The sequence below is a fragment of the Bartonella raoultii genome (genome assembly GCF_019659805.1).
Lineage (GTDB): Bacteria > Pseudomonadota > Alphaproteobacteria > Rhizobiales > Rhizobiaceae > Bartonella > Bartonella raoultii.
The window spans coordinates 205,001-225,740 of the sequence record NZ_JAIFRO010000001.1; the positions used below are offsets into that span (position 1 = coordinate 205,001).

The window sequence follows — 20,740 nt, forward strand, 5'->3', positions numbered from 1 at the left end:
AAATGCATCTGAAAAGAAAGCTATAAACATAAAAATTTCATTCTATAATTTCGTTCTATCTCTTAAGAATGCGCATATTTTGTATATATCTTGAGACAATCATCATTGCACAAAAGACGTATAGGCTTTATGCTTTTTTATAGAGCAATAGGAAAGTGCTAATGTCATCTAAACTTACGCGTAACCAAACATTGGTTTTAAACACTTTAAAGAATGCAAAAGGACCTTTAAGTGCTTATGCGATTCTTGATCACTTACGCGATGAAGGTTTTCGTGCCCCTCTTCAAGTTTATCGCGCATTAGAAAAGCTGGTACAATTGAAACGTATCCATCGTCTTGAAAGTGTAAATGCCTTTATGGTTTGTTCACATCCTGAAAACTGTCAACATGAACTCACAACCTTCACAATCTGCGAAAACTGCGGCAAAGTAAGTGAAATACAAAATCAAGCGATTCTATCCAGCCTGCAACAAATGGTTCAAGCTGTTGACTTTCAAGCCCATAAAAGCACTTTAGAAGTACGAGGCGTTTGTAAAAAATGCATAACGGATTAATGTCTCTATACTTGCAAGTTTACGTGTTTAGCATTATGTTTTAAGCTATTGCTTATGAATTAAAAGACTCTTAATCTGTTTGCTCGCATACGACTCGCGTATATAGAAATACCTTTATTGTACGCACTATAATATAATTGTGAAAGTATAAATCATGTCTCTTGCTGAAACTATTGTTTCTATTAAGCATTTCAATAGAATAAATAAAAAGAAAATTATCCGTGTATTTCTTATTGTTCTAGCGCTTTTTATAGTATGGTGCGGTTATAAATGGATAACACAGTGGCGTTATATGCTAAGCACTGAAGACGCTTATGTACAAGGAGATATAGCAACCATTGCCTCTAAATTAAATGGCTATATTGAGGAAATTTCTATTAAAGCCAACCACATTGTAAAAAAAGGCGACGTCTTATTCCGATTAGACAATGGTGATTATCAAATAGCTCTAGATCAAGCAAAAGCACGCCTTGATACCCAAGAAAAGACACTTTTTCGCATTGACGCGCAAATTAAAGCTGCTCATAGTGCTTTAGATGATGCAAAAGCGCAAAAAGCTGCCGCTTCAGCCATCGAAACCAATGCACAACTTACCTTAAAACGTACCAACGAACTTAAAGAAAAGCATTACGCTCCCCAATCAGATGTTGATGATGCCAAATCAGCTTATGAACAAGCCATTGCAAATGTCAATCGTGCAAATGCACAAATAGCCGCAGCAAAAGCAAATATCCAAGTGCTCGAAGCGCAGCGTAGTGAAACAGAAAGCCAAACAAAAGGCTTAGAACTTGCACGCGACAAAGCACAACGTGATCTTGATTCAACCATTATTCGCGCTCCATTTTATGGAGTTATCGGAAATTTAACAGCAAAACAGGGAGATTTTGTTGTAAATGGACAACATCTTGCAGCTTTAGTTCCCATACATGCACTTTATATTGAAGCAAACTATAAAGAAACACAGTTACAAAACATTCATGCTGGACAAAAAGCTTATATTACCCTTGATGCTTTTAAAAAAGATGTTTTTACAGGAACGGTGCTTTCTATTGCACCTGCAACAGGAGCTATTTTTTCTCTTCTGCCTCCACAAAATGCTACCGGTAACTTCACCAAAATTGTCCAACGCATTCCTGTACGTATCTCTATTCCTGAAGAAGCATTAAAAACAGGACACATCCGAGCGGGAATGAGTGTTGCAGTAAAAGTCGATACACGTACAAAGCCATAAGATAAAGCCCCTTATAACGAAAAACCTATGATTATATTATGACCCCTTCCATCCCAGAATCTACACCTTCTCAAGAGCCTATAAAGATCCGTGACATGGTGATTTTTATAGTTATGGCCTTTGGCATGTTTATGGCTATTTTGGATATCCAGATCGTTGCTTCTTCTTTAGCCGAAGTTCAAGCAGGTCTGGCAGCAAGCTCTGAAGAAATTTCATGGGTTCAAACCTCCTATCTTATCGCGGAAGTCATCATGTTGCCTCTTTCTGGATTTTTAGGAAGATTGCTCTCAACACGTGTATTCTTTACTATCTCTGCGGTTGGATTTACGATGACCTCTCTTCTCTGTGCGACAGCAACATCCATTGAAGAGATGATTGTCTATCGCGCACTCCAAGGTTTTATTGGTGGAGGGATTGTTCCAAGTGTTTTTGTTGCCTCTTATGTTCTGTTTCCCCCTTCCAAACGTCCAATTGTTGTCCCTATTGTTGGACTAGTTGCAACATTAGCCCCCACTATTGGTCCAACAGTTGGAGGTTATCTCTGTCATCTCTTATCATGGCATTGGCTTTTTCTTATCAATGTACCTTTTGGAATTATTATTTCAGTTCTTGCTTGGAAATTGATTGATTTTGATAAAGCTGATCTTTCTCTAATGAAAAAATTTGACTGGTTAGGTCTTATTTCTATGGCTCTTTTTTTAGGAACTTTGGAATATATTTTAGAAGAAGGTGCCCGTAATGATTGGCTCAATAACAATTTGATTCTAAACTTGTTCATTATCATGATCTTATCTGCTTCTCTTTTCTTCTGGCGTGCTTTTACTGTAGAAGAACCTATTGTTGATCTTTCAGCTTTTGCTAATTTTAATTTTTCAACTGCAGCAATTTTTTCTTTTTCTCTTGGTATCGGTCTTTATGGACTCACCTATCTCTATCCTGTTTATTTAAGCCAAATCCGTCATTATGATGCAATGATGATCGGAGAAACGCTATTTCTTTCAGGATTTGTCATGTTATTAACCGCACCTCTTGCTGGATTCCTTTCAGCACACATTGATGAACGTCTAATGATAGCCATAGGACTTTTGGGATTTGCTTTAGGAACTTGGTTAGCAAGCTCTATCACGGATCATTGGGATTTTTGGGAACTTTTTTGGCCTCAAGTTTTCCGCGGTTTTTCTGTGATGTTATGTATGGTTCCTATTAATAATATTGCTCTTGGGACACTTCCACCAGAACGTATGCAAAATGCCTCTGGGCTTTTTAATCTCACACGTAATCTTGGTGGTGCCGTAGGACTTGCTATTATCAGCACTCTTATTACAAAGCGCACAAACCTGCATTATGAACGAATAGCTGAAACGATCCAACAAGGAAACAATCAAGCAACTGAAATGCTTTCAAGCCTTACTTTATACTTTAAAACGACAACTTTTGATTCCTATACTCTTGCCCTTTCTCAATTGTCCAATATGGTCCATATACAAGCAATGATCATAGCTTTGGGTGATATCTTTTTTATAATCACCATCATTTTCATCATTTTAACATTTATGACTGTTTTTCTCAAAAAAATACCACCACTAACTGATAAACCTCCACAACACTGAGTATAATTTATAAGTGATGAGACAATTCTCTCTTTTTACTTTAAACAGAGGTAATCAATAAAAATAATCCACTGTATAATACATCCAGATCAAAATCTTTCTAGCAGAACGAAAAATAAATATTGAAATATCTCCGCTGTAAAAGAGAATCATATCTGATGTGAAAACTCTAAAAGGAAAAAACAAACGCAAAGATTTCAAATAATCAATAGATTTAGAAACACCAAATCCTTTTCAATATCGTAATTTATAAAGTTTTTTCCTTTAACACACGTTTTGCGACAGCACATTCGATAATTCTAACCTTATGTTCTAATTTCTAATAAAGTTTTTTAATAACCACAAAAATTTTAGAAAATATTGGTCAATAATAACTTCCGTAGCTTTATAAAGTCCTCTTACTATAAGACTAAGAATGCTACGCATCCTTATCATTCTCTCCACTAACCATTGAAAAATAAAAGAAAGCTTTCAAGCTACTTTATGATGCCGAAAACGTTTTATACATTCTCGTTTCCCACTAGGGGTTAAAGTACCATGACAAGCAGAAAGATACTGTGGTATCAATTCCAATGCTTGAAAACGATGTTTTTCATAAGGGCCAGGCATCGCCAAATTTTCTGTTAGGCTATTTGAAAAGCCAAAACGCTTATAGAATTCCAAATCACCTACGAGAAAAATGGCGCCATGACCTAACTTTTTTGCTCTTTCAATTGCATGGCGTACTAAAATTGATCCTATCCCCATACCGCTATATTTCACTGAAACAGCCAAAGGTCCTAAAAGTAAAGCCTTTTGTGTTTTATTTTGTTCTTTACAAACACAAACATGCCAAAGACGTACACTGCCGACAAGCTCTCCAAACGTATTTTTAACAACAAAGGAAAGCCCTTTCGCCGCTAACCGGCCACGACGCAAAGTTTCTGATGACTTACGTTTACGCCCAAGCCCCATGGCTGAATCAAGTAAAAGTTCCCTCTGATATCTATCAGCTTCTTTCTCACAGGAAATCGTAAAATATACCCCATTTTTTGTTTGAAAATTTACCACATTCATCTCTGTTACCGCCCTATTATACTCCAGTTATACTTTTCAAAAAAACTGAAGATACCCACACAGTTAAAAGAAAGCTTAGATCACATAAGATTGTAAAGGTTTAAAACCATTGAATGCAACAGATGCGTAAGTTGCCGTATAAGCACCTGTTCCATGGATCAATAACGCATCTCCCACGGTGAGAGATAAAGGAAGAGGATAAGGTGTTTTCTCATACAGAACATCCATCGAATCACATGTTGGGCCTGCCAAAATACAAGGTTCCATTTCTTTATCATCATGAGGTGTCTCAATTGGATAGCGAATTGCTTCATCCATGGTCTCTGTAAGACCATTAAACTTCCCAATATCAAGATACACCCATCGAACATTATCATTGTCTGCCTTTTTGGATATAAGAACAACTTCTGTACGAATGACACCAGCATTGCCCACCATTCCACGTCCTGGCTCAATAATTGTTTCAGGAATACGATTTCCAAAATATTTTTTCAAAGAATCAAAGACAGCCGTACCATAAGCTTGCGCGGTAGGAACATCCTTTAAATAACGGGTTGGAAAACCGCCTCCCATATTAATCAATTTCAACGTAATGCCTTCTAGCTCCAAGCGCTTAAAAACGGTTGCTGCATCCGACAAAGCACGATCCCATGCGCTAAGATCTGTTTGCTGAGATCCTACATGAAAAGAAACACCATATGCTTGCAATCCCAATTGATGTGCCCGACGGAGCACATCAACAGCCATAGCTGGAACACAGCCAAACTTACGTGATAATGGCCACTCTGCACCTTCTCCATCAGTCAAAACCCGACAAAAAACCCGCGCTCCTGGAGCAGCACGTGCAACTTTTTCCACTTCTTCGATACAATCAACAGCATAAAGCGAAATGCCTAATGCATATGCATGTGCAATATCACGCTCTTTTTTAATCGTATTACCAAAAGAAATACGATCACACGTTGCCCCTGCTTTTAAAGCCATTTCAATTTCTGCGACAGAAGCAGCATCAAAAGAAGAGCCTAAAGAGCTGAGCAAATGCAAAATCTCAGGTGCTGGATTTGCCTTTATTGCGTAAAAAATACGCGACTGCGGAAGCGCTTTTTCAAAACTTAAATAATTGTCGCGTACAACATCAAGATCAACAATTAAACACGGACCATCAGAACGATGTGTAGCAAGAAAATCGCGAATACGTTGCGTTGCCATCTGCAATTCTCCTTGGAGGAAAAATCCATCCCACTCTACATTTAAAGACAGTACTAAAACTGTCAAAAACCAAAGGACAAATACATACAACAACCATCCCCTTCTGATTATAAAAATAACCAGAATTAGTATTGCATGCGGCGAAAAAAGACGCGAAAACGCGTTCTTTTATTTTGTATGCCTTTTTGATTGGAGTTGAGAAAACCACTTCCACACTGAAGGCAATGAGGTGTGCCTCTATAGTAATCCCAGCATTAAAAAGCTGGAAGACACCAGAAAGGCCCGCACCGTCGTTGCTTCAAGGTGTCCTCATTCTTGCAATTGGCTGTAAGAATGACTGGAGCGGTTAGTTCCAGGTACCGTACCGGTTAATCTCACCATTTGAGACCCCGTGGACACCCACAGGCACGTGCGACTTTGGGCAAGGTTTCATATAAAGTGAATCTTTATTCATTTCAATCATTTTTTTTATTTTAAAGATTTTTTAACTAAAAAAAATGAAATGATGCAAAAAAACAACACCACTCTCATACAAAAAAATTATTTTCTATTTCTACAAGTGCAATTGCATTTTTACCAATACATACTGTTATGCTATCGTATTGATGAGCTTTTTAAAAAAGATTTCTTAATATCATCTCTTTATGCCATCTCTCAACATAAAGCGAGAAAATATAAAGTAAGATTACGGAATATTACCCTCTCTAAGAGAGAGAAGACATAAACAAAAACCGTTATAGGACCTTTGCTCCCAATAAAGAGTTCTTGACTTAAACAGTACATTCACCGATATATTTCATGCATTTTAAAGTCGCTTTTTAAATGCAATATTCCTTTATTGAATGATTACACAAAAAATACCCCCCCTCTATGCACTAACAGATGTACCCTTCAGCAACGATCCCCTTTACATATACCATCATTGAATAATCTCAACTGATACAGAAATATTTTTAATCACTATCTTTTTCATACTGAACACACGACTCCACCCTAGACAATACTTCCCACTTATACAGAATTTTTTCTCTAAGCCCCAAAGTACAAATCTTCAGCATGTAAAAAGAACATTTTTAAGGCTCATGATGAGGATGCGCTGCGCGCAATTTTGAGAGTTGAAACTGCCTATGCCGTTCACGAAAGCGCTCTCTATCAGCTTCACTACGTACATTATAACAAGCATCACATGAAACACCTTCTTCATAATGAGGTGATAATTTGCTTTCAGCATTCACAGGAGAACGACATGCATGACAAAGTTCACGTCCACATTCTTCAAGACCATGTTTAACAGAAACACGCTCATCAAAAACAAAACATTCACCCCACCATAAACTTTTTTCTTTTGGAATAGTTTCTAAATATTTCAGAATTCCACCTTTCAAATGATAGACCTGTTCATAACCAAGTTGACGCACATAAGCTGTTGACTTTTCACATCGAATACCGCCTGTACAAAACATGGCAATTTTCTTTTTCTTTTTTAAGTCAGCTTCATGTTTGCGTACCCATTCAGGAAATTCGCGAAATATTTTAATACGCGGATCAATTGCACCTTGAAAACTTCCAAGCGCATATTCATAGTCATTACGTGTATCAATTAAAATCGTCTCTTCATCTTGAATAAGGGTATTCCAATCTTCAGGGTCTACATAAGTTCCAACAACTTTTAACGGATCAACACCCTCAACCCCCATTGTTACAATCTCTTTTTTCAAACGCACTTTCATACGGTGAAAAGGCATTTTTGATGCCCATGAATATTTAATTTCTGGCGTTTGAAATGCTGGCTCTGCTCTAATAAATGCAATCAACGATTCAATTGCTGTAGAAGAGCCTGCAACCGTTCCATTAATGCCTTCTTGTGCAAGAAGTAAAGTCCCTTTAATATCCTTAGCTTGACATAAGTCGAGCAAAGGTTTTTGTAATTGACGATAATGTTTCAAATCTGCGAAGCAATAAAGAGCAGCAACTTTAAATTTTTTGTTCATGAGTTTTGCCATAACGCGCGTTTCATTCAATTTCAAGATCTATTCATTGAATCTTTAGTATATCATATTGACTCAAATAACATTCACTATCTCACATCTCACACTAAAAGAATAGTATGTGCTCCAAAATAGAATGCCTTTTATAATTTTTTCAAGAACAAACTGTTATACCTATTTGACGCATTGATAACCTAAAAAATGCTATTCCCCTCATACACGCTCTTGTCAAAAGAGGATTAAAAACAATCAAGATTACATTGCAAACACCAAATACATTGCCATGAAATTAAAGAAGTTACGCAAGACGTTTTAGAATCAATTATTGGAGCTGGAACAATTCTCAACAGTGTTCATTATGAAAAAACTAAACACGCAGGAACAAAATTTATTGTACATCCTAGAGTGTCAAACGCCTTAATCGATTGTGCAAAAACAGTGCCATCTCTCTTCTTCCTAGAAGCACTTACACCAAATAAACGCATGAAAGCATTATATAAAAACTATTCATATCTTACATTTTTTTTTATCAAGGAAGCAGGGAGAAATTCCCTTTGTCAAGCTTTATCTTCTCCCTTTTCTGAGATTTAATTTTGTCCCACAGGAAATATTACGCAAAAAAATACCGTTCACTCGCTCCAAAGTTCCAACGTTTTTTTGCGTTGGCGGTTCTTGGATTGCCCCTCCAAAACTTATCACAGAACGTAATTGGGATGCAATTCGTGCATGAGCATATAATACATCACAGCCTATCTCTTATCCTACAAAAGCACGTTCTATGACATAAGTAGCTGGTGCATTATTTGCCCCCTCAAGAAGACCAAAATTTTCACACATCCGCGCACAATCTTTTAACATCGCCATAGAGCCACAAATCATCACGCGGTCTTCATCAGGATGGATTTTCGGAAGACCTGTCGTTTCAAAAAAAATACCGCTCTCCATAACCGTTGTAATACGCCCCATATGCTCTGAAGATTCACGGGTAGTCATCGGATAAAATTTTAATTGTTTTGCATATTCACCAATCAGTGGATCTTGTTGTAAAGAAGCAACAATATCTTTTGCATAAGTAAGTGCATCCTTTTCACGCGTTGTTTGAATAAGGACCACTTCTGAAAACTTTTCATAAGTTTCAGGATCACGGATAAGGCTTACAAAGGGAGCAACACCCGTCCCTGTTGAAAGAAGATAAAGACGCTTTCCAGGAGTAAGAGCATCAAGCACAAGTGTTCCGGTAGATTTCTTGCGCATGAGAACGGTATCCCCAATTTTAATTTTTTGGAGATGTTCAGTTAATGGTCCCCCTGGAACTTTAATGGAAAAAAACTCAAGCTGTTCATCCCAAAAAGGACTTGCAATCGAATAGGCGCGATAAATAGGTTTTTGGGCATTTGGTAAACCGATCATAACAAATTCACCAGAGCGGAATCGAAAACTTTCCGGCCGATTTAAACGAAATTTGAATAAACGGTCTGTATAGTGATAAACTTCCTGAACGGTAAGCGCGAACACATTTTCAGGAATAGGAAAATTTGACGTAACGTCGCTGATGTCTGACTGAACATTGCTAGCAAACGTATTCATAAAACTTTTTCCTTATCTTCATTTAACCTAAAATCTTAAATCTTTAAAGTGATATAATACCTGCATCACCATCTGCCAATATTTTTCTCAAAATACAGACCATAAAATTAACACTTTTATATCAAAATTAGTTGCAAGAAAAAATCATACAGGACGCCAAATTGCTATAACCGCTGTTGATAAAAAAAGACAATACAAGCATTTTAAAAGTGAAGAGAATATTTATGCAAATCTTCTCTCACGTAATGAAATTTATGTAAATAAAACCGTGTCTTGAAAACACGCAAAGCAACCATGATACTTACTATCATTCCTACCTTGACAAAATTGCAATAAAGTGATTGGGAATAAATCCTCAATCACCTTATCGCTCAGATTAACACGACGAAATTTATGCTATCTTCATGGCAAACACAAATATCAGCGGTATTGTAAAAAATTGATTTATAACGCGTTTTTAATGTTATTTTACAATCTTCCAGTGACGACCATCAGACGTATAGATTATTTCCTCTCCTGTATGGGATTGATGCTTACTGTTATTCACATAAATAACAGAACCGTAAGAGGCTTTATGATCAATCAAAATTGACTTCTCTTTAAATAGATCAGGTTGTGGAAAATAAATATTAGGTACCCAAGAACCATCTTCCAAACGAATAATAGCTAAATCAGCTTTTTTTAACACATTCGAAATCGTTTCTGCACTTAAATCTTCTCCATTCACAAAAGCAACTTCAGATACATGAGATATCGGCTTTCCTCCAAGATTGCTTACGGTATTTACGCAAGCATCATCATTACATGCTGTTTGAACAACATAAGGATCATTGCAGTTTCCGTAACTATAGGTCATGTGTTTTGCTTTAACTGTATCATCGCCTATAGGAGCTCTAAAGATTGAACTTTGCGCTCCCATCACAAAACATGAGGCGAGTTGCTCATTTCCTTGAGAATATTCTTCAACAAAGTGTAGAGAACCATCAAATTTACCAAATGTTTTTGGAACCTCAATAACACCCAGTGTTGTTTTTGTTCTATCCATTAAATCTATTATGGTACCCGTAACCAAATTTTCCTCTTTTGAAACATCAAGTCTATACTGATGCCCTACTTTCCAAGGCATTTTAATTTGACATTGCACACCAGAACCTTCACCAGAAAAACGCTTACAATGTTTACTTTTCCAACCAACAGCATTCCAGATAGAATAATTAACGAAATGAACACCTTTAGAGTTTTGTAAACCAATATATCCACCATTTCCATTTTTAAAGGAAAATTGGCTTGCCCAGTAGTAATGAGATTTGGGCCCACCATCATAACTAATCTGTTCGAAAAAAGATAATTTATCAAACTCTCGCCCTGCAGGCCATTTATGCTGAACAGTAACAATCCCTCCAGCAACAATAGCGTAACTTGGCGAAGTTATCAAAAACAATAAAAAAACGAAGAATATTTTTTTCAGTCTGTCATTCATAATGAATACCCCCTAATTCATAAAATAGAATACTAATTGTATCAAAGTCATACTCTATAGTCAATGTTGCTAAAAACTTTCATTACCCCTTGTTCCTAAAGAGTTTTAGGCTTTCACAAATAAAAAAACATATACCCTAGCAAATACTCCCTTATCTTTTTAAAATACTTTTCTTAAGAAGTTAAATACAACAATTTATTCTTTACCAACCATCAATAAAAAACATATGCATAAAAATACTACAGTAGCAGAAACTATTCTATTGATAAGAGACAAGGAAAGTATTTTACCTTTTATGACCATACTTCACAATATGAACGGATCATGGTTTTGACAATAACAAACAATAGGTGCATCCTTTCCATACATCATAGAAAATTATATTGAAACAACCAAAGAAAACTTCGTGCCCCGATGACGAGAGAGAGGATTTTTTTAAAATGAACAAATCCATCAATGATAAAGCAAATGTATTTTTTCCAGCTACAACTGTAGCAACCATTGATATAGATGCTATTGTGGAAAATTATATCACTCTATCCCAACATGTCATCCCAGCACAATGCTCAGCAGTTGTAAAAGCCAATGCCTATGGATTAGGAGCAAATAAAATTGCCCCTGCACTTTATCAAGTAGGCTGTCGTACTTTTTTTGTCGCAAAAATTGAAGAAGCACTTCAATTAAAAACGGTTTTACCAGAAAATGTGATGATTGCTCTTCTAAATGGGCTTCCACACGCAACAGAAGAATTGATTGCACAATCAGGTATTGTTCCTGTTTTAAACTCTTGGTCTGCTATCAAAGATTGGCAAACACTTTGCCAAAAAAAACATAAAAAATTTCCAGCAATTATTCAAATCGATACACATATGAATCGATTAGGACTTGATAAAAAAGAATTACAAGAACTCATCAGACAACCTACAATTTTTGAAAAAGCAGAAATAAAATATATTTTAAGCCATCTTGCAAATGGAGAGGATTCCACCCACCCTTCCAATGCTATTCAGTTAGCAGCCTTTAAAGCTATACTTGCAAAATTGCCTACCTGTAAAGTTTCATTTGCCAATTCTGGAGGCATTTTTCTTGGTTCAGATTTTCATTTTGATCTTGTTCGCCCTGGCATTGCACTTTACGGTGTTGATCCCCGTGAAAAACACCAAACAACTCTTAAACCTGTTTTAAAACTTCAAGCGCAAGTCATTCAAAGCCGCTATGTTGATGCAGGAACAGCTGTTGGATATAAAGAAAGCTTTGTTACATGCAGACCAAGTACTCTTGCAACCATTTCTATTGGCTATGCAGATGGTTGGCCCCGCCTTCTTTCTAATAAAGGCTCTGTTTATTTCAATGGGCACGCCCTTCCTATTGTTGGATATATTTCCATGGATTCCATCATCCTTGATACTACTGATCTTGATAAAAAACCTCAAAGAGGCGATTGGGTAGAACTCATTGGTCCAAACCAAAGCGTTGAAAAAGTAGCAAGAGATGCCAACACGATTCCAAATGAGATTCTAACTTCTTTAGGGTCTCGTTATCAACGTATTTATCTTGAAAAGAATTAAAAAACAAAGCAAGCAAAAAGATTCTTCGAAAACAATATGCTTTTTTACCGCCTTTACACAAGAGGTCTCACAATAATACACTACGGTAGTTTTATCAAAACTTCCTCTCTCACTGCTCTTTAGCAATTTATCAATGCAAAGGCTCTAAAAATAACAACAAGAAAAGCACATTCTCTTTATTTGAAAAGAGAAAGAAAACAAAGCAAAAATCATATTCAAGAATGGGTAAGTAAATACAAGAAAGCTGCAAAAAGAAAGCCCATACATTCTGTATGGGCTTTATAGATCAATACAAATACATAAATTGAAAAGATCTGCTCAATTTAATAGCTATTACCTAATGGAGGACAAGAACAAATAAGCATTTTATCTCCAGCAACATTATCGATACGGGAGACAGGAGCCCAATATTTATGTGCTGGATCAAGAAAACTATTAGGAAAAGCAGCCTCTTGTCGCGAATAAGGGCGCGCCCAAGCATCATCTAAGGTATCCACCAATATATGGGGAGCATTAACCAACGGATTATTATCTTTTGGCCAAACACCGCTACCAATTTTTTGTGCTTCTTCAGCAATAGAGAGCAAAGCGTCACAAAAACGATCAATTTCTGCCTTTGGTTCTGATTCGGTTGGCTCAATCATCAAAGTCCCAGGAACAGGAAATGACATTGTTGGTGCATGAAATCCATAGTCAATTAAACGTTTTGTAATATCATCAACGCTCACCTCATACTTTTCTTTCAACACACGTGTATCCACAATACATTCATGAGCCACACGACCATTTTTACCACGATAAAGAATAGAATAAGCCTGAGAAAGACGTGCTGCAATATAATTGGCATTCAAAATTGCTATTTGCGTTGCATATTTTAAGCCATCCGCCCCCATCATTCGAATATACATCCAAGTAATGATAAGAAGAGAGGCACTTCCATAAGGAGCTGCAGAAACCGCATGTGTCGTTTTCTCTTGCACATGCCCTGGCAAGAACGGTTTAAGATGCGCTGCAACTCCAATCGGACCAGCACCAGGTCCCCCACCACCATGAGGAATTGCAAATGTTTTATGAAGGTTCATATGACAGACATCGGCTCCAATATCTGCTGGACGCGCAAGTCCAACAAGCGCATTGAGATTTGCACCATCAAAATATACTTGTCCTCCATTTTCATGAATAAGAGAGCAAATTTCCTTAATATTTTCCTCATAAACACCATGGGTTGAAGGATAGGTAATCATGAGAGCAGCTAAATGATCCTTATGCAATTGTGCTTTCATTTTAAGATCATCAACATCAACATCGCCATCACTTGAGCACTTCACGACAACGACTTCCATACCTGCCATATGCGCTGAAGCTGGGTTCGTACCATGTGCTGAAGCAGGAATAAGGCAAACGGTGCGCTGATGTTCCCCACGCGTTTGATAATATCGTCGAATTGCCAATAATCCCGCATATTCTCCTTGAGCGCCAGAATTTGGCTGAAAAGAAACTTGCGAAAATCCTGTAATTTCACACAACCATGTATTTAACTGATGAATTATTTCCTGATAACCTACCGCATCTTCGTTGGAAACAAAAGGATGGATATCAGCCACCGTAGGCCAAGTCAAAGGCATCAGTTCAGCTGCTGCATTAAGCTTCATCGTACAAGAACCAAGTGGGATCATTGCTCGATCTAATGCCAAATCTTTATCAGCCAAACGACGCAAGAAACGCATCATATCTGTCTCTGAATGTACAGCATGAAAAAAAGGCTGAGAAAGAAAAGTCGCATCACGTCTTTCTCCCCAAAGTCGTGAAGAAGCTTGATCAACCAATTGTGCACCAAAAAGTTTTGCTAAAGCATGGGCATCCTCTTGTGTTGACAATTCATCAAAATTTATAGCAATTCTGTCATCATCAAGAATACGCACCAACCGTCCATTTTTTTTCGCTTTCTGGGCAATTTCTCGTGCTTTTCCCTTTACAAAAACACTAACACAATCAAAAAAATATTCACCTTCACAAAGAATCTCTGCATCCTCTAAAGCAGCAACAAAACAACATGTTAAATGATGAACACGCTGCGCAATTTCCTGTAAGCCTTGTGGACCATGCCACACAGCATAAGCAGTTGCCATATTTGCCAACAAAGCTTGTGCTGTACAAATATTTGACGTTGCTTTATCGCGCCGAATATGTTGTTCTCGTGTTTGCAATGCTAAACGAAACCCAATGCGCCCTTTTGTATCCACAGATTGCCCCACAATGCGCCCTGGAATAAGACGTGTTAACGCATCACTAACCGCAAGGTAACCGGCATGTGGTCCCCCAAACCCCATTGGAACACCATAACGCTGCATTGAACCGACAACAATATCTGCGCCCCATTTTGCTGGTGCTTCCATAAGAGTAAGAGCCAAAGGATCTGCAACGACAATAACGAGCGCTCCTTTTTCTTTTGCCTCTTTTATGACTTCACTATAATCATGAAAAAAACCTTTTGTATCAGGCCAAGACAGAACAATTGCCGCTGTATGAGAACAAATTTCACCATTTTGGCTTACCTGAAGACCTTGTGTTTCAGCACGTGTTTGTACAACACTCAAGGTCTGTGGATGCAAAAGACTTTGAAGAGAAATTTTTATTTTTTTTCCACGTGTAAAACGGCAAGCCATAGCAATCGCTTCAGCTAAAGCGGTTGCTTCATCAAGAAGAGAAGCCGCTGCCACAGGCAAGCCAGTAAGTTCACTAATCAATGTCTGAAAATAAAATAAGAGCTCTAAGCGACCTTGGCTAATTTCTGCTTGATAAGGCGTATAAGCAGTATACCATGCTGGATTTTCAAAAAGATTTCGCAAAATAACAGGAGGAACGTAAGTTCCATGATATCCTTGCCCAATAAAACTTTTATATACTTTATTACGGCCCATGATCTCAGCAAGTTCGCTTAAAGCGTACTCTTCACTGGCGGCTTTTGGCAGATCAAGTGAACGTTCTAAACGAATAGAATGAGGAACAGCTTGAGAAACGAGTGTTTCCAAAGAATCGAGCGCCAAAACATCAAGCATTTTTTGTGTTTCATCAGGACGAAGCCCAATGTGTCGAGAAGAAAAATGACGTTTTTGCATAGCACTCATCCAATCAGTGCTTTGTAAGCAGCCTCATCAAGCAAGCCTTCAAGTTGCGTTTCATCCTGCAATGTCATTTTCCATAACCAGCCTTCTGTTTCAGCTTTCTGATTTACTAATTCAGGACGATTTGCCAATGCCCCATTACTCTCCACCACCTCACCATCAAGAGGAGCATACACATCAGAGGCTGCTTTCACCGATTCCACCACAGCAGCAGCATCACCTTTAGAAAGTTTTGTCCCTTTTTGTGGCAAATCAATAAAAACCAAATCCCCTAACTGCTCTTGAGCATAATGTGTAATTCCAACCGTAACCACTTGTCCTTCCACGTTAAGCCACTCATGATCTTGTGTAAAATAAGTTTTAGACATAAAAAAATTATCCTTTAAAATAACGCTGTTCTACAAAAGGAAGTGAATGAACCGACAATGTAATTTTTTTACCACGCAGTTCTGTAAAGACCTGTGTTCCTTCCGCTTTCAAAGCAACTGGAACATATCCCATTGCAATAGGACCATCAAAAGAGGGACCAAAACCACCTGATGTTACCACCCCAATCTGATGACCTTCATCATCAAGAAGCACTGCACCGGCACGAACGGGTTGACGTGTATGTGGTTTTAAGCCAACACGACAACGCGAAGGTCCTTTTTCAAGAGCTTCCAGAAAAGCTTTTGCTCCATAAAACTGTGCTTTTTCTCGCACAGTTTTAGGAACAGCCCATGTAAGTGCAGCATCAATGGGCGTTGTTTCAGTGGTAATATCATTCCCATGCAAGCACAGCCCTGCTTCTAACCGAAGACTATCGCGCGCTGCAAGACCAATCCACTCAACGCGAGAATCTCTGAGCAATGTTTCAGCTAATGTATGTGCATGCCCTATGGGCAAAGCAATTTCAAAGCCATCTTCTCCTGTATAACCAGAACGTGTGATAAACCAATCTTGTTGTTCAAATCCTTGCATAAACAACAATTCATTACCTGGCAAACCTGCATCAGCTATCACAGCGGCTGCTTCAGGACCTTGAAGAGCAAGCAGAACCCTTTCAAGGGCAATCACATGGCATTCAAAATGAACAGCACGTTTTTCAAGCTCGACAAAATCTGTATGTGCATTACCAGCATTTGCGACCAGCATAAAGCGGTCCTCTGCGACACGGGTAAGGATCATATCATCAATAATACCCGCCTGCTCATTAAGCAAATAGCTATACCGTGATTGACCAATTTTAAACAGTGCGGCATTTACTGGCAAAGCATAAGATAAAAACTCTACAGCCTGTGGCCCCTCAACAGCAATCAATTGCATATGAGAAATATCAAAAAGCCCTGCATGCGAACGCGTATGAAGATGTTCTTTTAAAACACCAAGAGGATAAGTTAAAGGCATCCGCCAACCTGCAAAAGCACCAAATTTGGCTCCAGCTTTTTCATGAAAAGAATATAAAGGAAGTGCTTTTAAAGAAGATGTATCAAAATTTTGTGGTGTGCCCATAATATCTCCAAATTCGTATTAACGACCACAAAACATGGCCCTGTCTGCCCCTTCTGTTACTAACCTGAGAGACTTACGAAAAAAGTTTTCGCTTACACCTTCGGCGCGGATTTTCCCGACTTTCCAGACTTGTCTTTTTTCTTTTACGGTCCTTAGGGCCTGAGAGATTATGGGCTATTTTCCCCTTCGGCGACAAATGCAAAAAGAAGCAATCTGTACTCTCCCGCAAAAAAAAATGAAAAAAACGATAACGCTCTTTCTGACACCTTGCTTTATAACCCATCTTTATAACACTGTCATCAGTAAAGTGAGGAAAACACGTATTTTTAAACTTGCGTAGACTATTTTAAAGGATTTATAATAGCGCTCTATCAAATTTTATGAAGGATGCAAAGAGTCATATTTTAATAAATTTTAGAAAGAAATTATGAGGGCATAAATGAAATATCCTTTTAAATAAGGTAAAATTTCATGCATACATTGTGCGTAAATTAAGGGTTATAAAGCAATCTCTTTCCTTATAAGATCTTTTTTTGTACGCCCAAGTTATAATCACGGAGTTTCATATTTTCTATGAGAAAGAACTTCAAGTATTTTACAAGTATAATCTTAACACACAAGAGGTTGGGTTTTCTTTATCTTTAAACTTTTCTCTCTCAATAGTGTCATAAATGACAGTTATTGACTTAATCCAACTTCATTAATAAAGGTTATAAAATACTCATGAAAGCTGGCAATATTTATTATAATTGCGAAAATGATCTTCCAAAGCAAATTGCTCTTTTTCCTTTAGAAGGTGCTCTTTTACTTCCGGGCGGTTTTTTATCACTTAACATTTTTGAACCAGAATCACTTGAAATGGTTGAAAACGTTATGGTATCCAATCGTCTTTTAGGAATCATTCAACCTCTTTCATCAGATACAGATCGCTTTTCTGCACAATTGTACAAAATAGGCTGTATAGGGCGTATTACGAACTACAGCGAAACAGGAAATGGAAATCTTTTCATTATATTACAAGGTGTTTGCCGCTTCACTTTAGAGCAAGAATTGGTCAACACAAAATCTTATCGAACAGCCCGTATCCAATCAAATATAAAAGATTTACATGAACCAGATATTACAGAAAGCATTCATCGAGAAAGCTTGCTCAATATTGTTGAGAAATATCTCACTCTTCATGATATGGAATATAATTGGAGCAGTATCATCCAAGCTCCCACGCCGATATTAGTGAATGCTTTTTCAGCTCTGATCCCCTTTACACCAGCAGAAAAACAAGCACTTCTGGAGGCACCAGATCTTAGAAGCCGCGCTCAAACTCTTCTCGCTCTCACAGAGCGTTCCCTCATGAAACAAACAGGAACAGATTATCATTTAAATTGATAACATGAAACAATATGAAAAAAATGATCACTGACCCTAAAATGCTCGAATTGCTTGTCTGCCCCATTACAGGCGGAACCCTTTCTTTCAACCCTCAAACACAAGAATTAATTTCACTCAAAGCAAAACTTGCCTATCCTATTCGTGACGGCATCCCTATTATGCTTACCTCAGAAGCACGTCCTTTAAAGCATAATGAAAAAGCTCTCCATAAAAATAGATAATCCTCATATATTGTGTTTGTTATAGCGCATTATTTGCAAGACTTTTTACCCCCAAATTGCCTTTTTTCTTATTTTTATACCATTATACGTCACAATTTTCTTAAGACACTTTCCTGTATGCCCATTCTTCATAAAGAATAATCAGCAACAGCATTATATTTGCCCTCCAATGTTGCTACACCCCTTTACATTCAAACGCTTCATGAAAGTCATTTCATCTTACCTTATTAAATTACCCATACCCCCCCTCTTATAACCTATAAACAAATGCTTTTAATGAACTCAACATAGATAAACTTGAAGCAAAAGAATCTTACGTTATCAGAACACTCTCTCTCTATAAAAAACTTTAAATGCTTTTTTGCACATACTCAAAATCATAATTTGAAAGACATTCAACACCATAGAAACCACAAAAGGATAATATGTAATTTCAAAAATCCTACAGAAAAAGGTCAAAAAAACCATAAAAGACTCATCTCCCCCCTGCTTCCTTTTTAAATAAAAAGTTTCTTTATACGTTTATACGTTTATACGTTTATACGTTTATACGTTTATGAAAACATCCTAACATATTTGCTTTTGTAAAGCGCTTTTTGATTAAAAAGATGCTTATATTCTTTATCAAAACATGCAGCTTTCTCAAAAACAATGAGGCGACTGTTGAAGCATAACTTTCCAACAAATCCAAAATATGAGAAAAGAATAAAAGCGTGTAAGTGCAAGACATTTACAAGAAATTGAATCTATCTTACATGAAAGCTTTCTTTGCTAAACATCCTTACCCAACAATGAAAAGCTTCTTTAAGATCCAAAGAAAACAAAAAAGCACTAAACACAACTTTGAAAAAAACACAGGAATATTTTTATAAAAAACTGATCCTTTACATAAAAGATAAAAAATTTCATCATCGCAATATAAGAGAAACAAAATTCAAATATCTTCAAAAAAAGAAGAGAGAAATGCTAAAAAAATTCTAAAATTACAGCCTCAATTGCTATAGTGATCAAGTACCCTTCATAGAATTGATCATAAAATATTTCGATTTTCTTAACTCTCAAAAAGCCAGCAGCAATTATTTGTAAAAACAGCACTTTGCTTAAATAGTCCTTGACCAACTTACCTTCTCCTGAGTATAGCCCGAGAGAAGAAACATGAAGAGGAATAGGAGTATGAAAAAATGAGTTTTAAAGTTGCAGTTGTTGGCGCAACAGGAAATGTTGGTCGTGAAATGCTCACAATTTTAGAAGAGCGTGGTTTTCCTGCTCATGAAGTTGTTCCTCTAGCATCACGACGCTCATTAGGGCAAGAGGTTTCTTATGGTGATAAAACTTTAAAAGTCAAAGCACTTGATAGCTATGATTTTTCCAACACCGATCTCTGTCTCATGTCTGCGGGAGGAAGCATCTCTAAAGAATATGCACCTAAAATTGCTGCTGCCGGCTGTATCGTTATTGATAACTCATCCACTTGGCGTTATGATGCCAATATTCCGTTAATTGTTCCTGAAGTAAATCCAGATGCAATCGGGTTATTTTCCAAACGGAATATTATCGCAAATCCTAATTGTTCGACAATTCAACTTGTCTTAGCTTTAAAGCCTCTCCATGATGCAGCAAGCATTAAACGTATCGTTGTATCGACTTATCAATCGGTTTCAGGAGCTGGAAAAGAAGGGATGGATGAACTTTTTGAACAATCGCGAGCCGTTTTTGTTGCCGATCCAATCTCAATGAAAAAATTCACCAAACGAATTGCCTTTAACGTCATCCCCCATATTGATGTTTTCATGGAAGATGGCTCTACAAAGGAAGAGTGGAAAATGACAGTAGAGACAAAAAAAATTCTTGATCCTAAAATCAAATTAATAGCCACGGCTGTCCGCGTTCCTGTTTTTATCGGTCATGCTGAAGCTGTTCACGTTGAATTTGAAAAACCCTTAAGTGCCCATGAAGCACAAACTCTTCTGCGTGATGCGCCTGGATGTCAACTTATTGATAAACACGAAGATGGTGGCTACATAACACCCTATGAATGCACAGGAGAAGATGACACTTTTATTAGCCGTGTACGTGAAGATATCACCGTTGAAAATGGATTAGCTTTTTGGATTGTTGCGGATAACTTAAGAAAAGGTGCTGCATTAAATGCTATTCAAATTGCTGAATTACTTATTTCTCGTCATTTGATAAAACCAAAAGCAACACACTAAATAAAAAAGGCAGCATGA

At 37.3% G+C, this 20,740-nt stretch carries 16 protein-coding genes and 1 riboswitch; of the genes, 8 read left to right on the plus strand and 8 right to left on the minus strand.

Annotation, left to right across the window (positions count from 1 at the left end; translation table 11 throughout):
* The first annotated feature begins 161 nt into the window (after nt 1–161).
* The 3 genes from K3248_RS00855 to K3248_RS00865 all read left to right on the plus strand — a co-directional run bounded on the left by K3248_RS00855 (nt 162) and on the right by K3248_RS00865 (nt 3,395).
* On the plus strand, nt 162–554 hold the full coding sequence (locus K3248_RS00855; protein ID WP_220716481.1) for a Fur family transcriptional regulator: 393 nt from the start codon (nt 162–164) through the stop codon (nt 552–554).
* Between the two features lie 154 nt (nt 555–708).
* On the plus strand, nt 709–1,785 hold the full coding sequence (locus tag K3248_RS00860) for an HlyD family secretion protein (RefSeq protein ID WP_220716482.1): 1,077 nt from the start codon (nt 709–711) through the stop codon (nt 1,783–1,785).
* 38 nt (nt 1,786–1,823) lie between these two features.
* Nucleotides 1,824–3,395, plus strand: coding sequence for a DHA2 family efflux MFS transporter permease subunit (locus K3248_RS00865; protein WP_220716483.1), 1,572 nt, complete (start codon nt 1,824–1,826; stop codon nt 3,393–3,395).
* A 471-nt stretch (nt 3,396–3,866) separates the two neighbouring features.
* On the opposite strand, the gene K3248_RS00870 is transcribed toward K3248_RS00865, so the two are convergent.
* The 3 genes from K3248_RS00870 to trhO form a co-directional block, all read right to left on the minus strand.
* Complete coding sequence (locus tag K3248_RS00870) at nt 3,867–4,451, minus strand: GNAT family N-acetyltransferase (RefSeq protein WP_220716484.1); 585 nt, start codon at nt 4,449–4,451, stop codon at nt 3,867–3,869.
* A 75-nt stretch (nt 4,452–4,526) separates the two neighbouring features.
* On the minus strand, nt 4,527–5,660 hold the full coding sequence (locus K3248_RS00875) for a type III PLP-dependent enzyme (RefSeq protein WP_220716485.1): 1,134 nt from the start codon (nt 5,658–5,660) through the stop codon (nt 4,527–4,529).
* 1,073 nt (nt 5,661–6,733) lie between these two features.
* Entirely contained in the window at nt 6,734–7,651 is a 918-nt protein-coding gene (trhO, locus tag K3248_RS00880; protein WP_220716486.1) for an oxygen-dependent tRNA uridine(34) hydroxylase TrhO, read from the minus strand.
* Nucleotides 7,652–7,987: 336 nt separating this feature from the next.
* Between trhO and K3248_RS09015 the strand changes: the two genes are divergently transcribed.
* Nucleotides 7,988–8,239, plus strand: coding sequence for a beta/alpha barrel domain-containing protein (locus K3248_RS09015; RefSeq protein WP_371875510.1), 252 nt, complete (start codon nt 7,988–7,990; stop codon nt 8,237–8,239).
* A 165-nt stretch (nt 8,240–8,404) separates the two neighbouring features.
* Here the strand turns inward: K3248_RS09015 and K3248_RS00890 are convergent, their stop codons facing one another.
* Nucleotides 8,405–9,235, minus strand: coding sequence for a ferredoxin--NADP reductase (locus K3248_RS00890; RefSeq protein WP_220716487.1), 831 nt, complete (start codon nt 9,233–9,235; stop codon nt 8,405–8,407).
* Nucleotides 9,236–9,698: 463 nt separating this feature from the next.
* Complete coding sequence (locus K3248_RS00895) at nt 9,699–10,715, minus strand: DUF3472 domain-containing protein (RefSeq protein WP_220716488.1); 1,017 nt, start codon at nt 10,713–10,715, stop codon at nt 9,699–9,701.
* 440 nt (nt 10,716–11,155) lie between these two features.
* Here K3248_RS00895 and alr point away from each other — a divergent pair, with 440 nt between their 5' ends.
* Nucleotides 11,156–12,283 carry an alanine racemase gene (gene alr / locus K3248_RS00900; protein ID WP_220716489.1) on the plus strand — a complete coding sequence of 376 codons (1,128 nt, stop codon included), beginning with the start codon at nt 11,156–11,158 and terminating at the stop codon, nt 12,281–12,283.
* A 323-nt stretch (nt 12,284–12,606) separates the two neighbouring features.
* On the opposite strand, the gene gcvP is transcribed toward alr, so the two are convergent.
* The 3 genes from gcvP to gcvT are packed head-to-tail and all read right to left on the minus strand — an operon-like array spanning nt 12,607 to nt 16,899.
* The gene (gcvP, locus tag K3248_RS00905; RefSeq protein WP_220716581.1) at nt 12,607–15,402 is read right to left on the minus strand and encodes an aminomethyl-transferring glycine dehydrogenase; all 2,796 of its coding nucleotides are present in this window, start codon (nt 15,400–15,402) and stop codon (nt 12,607–12,609) included.
* Between the two features lie 5 nt (nt 15,403–15,407).
* Entirely contained in the window at nt 15,408–15,776 is a 369-nt protein-coding gene (gene gcvH / locus K3248_RS00910) for a glycine cleavage system protein GcvH (RefSeq protein ID WP_220716490.1), read from the minus strand.
* A gap of 7 nt (nt 15,777–15,783) precedes the next feature.
* Entirely contained in the window at nt 15,784–16,899 is a 1,116-nt protein-coding gene (gene gcvT / locus K3248_RS00915; protein WP_220716491.1) for a glycine cleavage system aminomethyltransferase GcvT, read from the minus strand.
* Nucleotides 16,900–17,035: 136 nt separating this feature from the next.
* Nucleotides 17,036–17,135, minus strand: a riboswitch (glycine riboswitch).
* A gap of 487 nt (nt 17,136–17,622) precedes the next feature.
* On the opposite strand from gcvT, the gene K3248_RS00920 reads away from it, so the two are divergent.
* The 3 genes from K3248_RS00920 to K3248_RS00930 all read left to right on the plus strand — a co-directional run bounded on the left by K3248_RS00920 (nt 17,623) and on the right by K3248_RS00930 (nt 20,722).
* A complete protein-coding gene (locus K3248_RS00920; RefSeq protein WP_220716492.1) occupies nt 17,623–18,285 on the plus strand; it encodes an LON peptidase substrate-binding domain-containing protein in 663 nt (220 codons plus the stop codon).
* 14 nt (nt 18,286–18,299) lie between these two features.
* Complete coding sequence (locus K3248_RS00925) at nt 18,300–18,509, plus strand: Trm112 family protein (protein ID WP_220716493.1); 210 nt, start codon at nt 18,300–18,302, stop codon at nt 18,507–18,509.
* A gap of 1,181 nt (nt 18,510–19,690) precedes the next feature.
* Nucleotides 19,691–20,722: an aspartate-semialdehyde dehydrogenase gene (locus tag K3248_RS00930; RefSeq protein WP_220716494.1), complete on the plus strand. Its 1,032-nt coding sequence runs from the start codon at nt 19,691–19,693 to the stop codon at nt 20,720–20,722.
* The last annotated feature ends 18 nt before the right edge of the window (nt 20,723–20,740 follow it).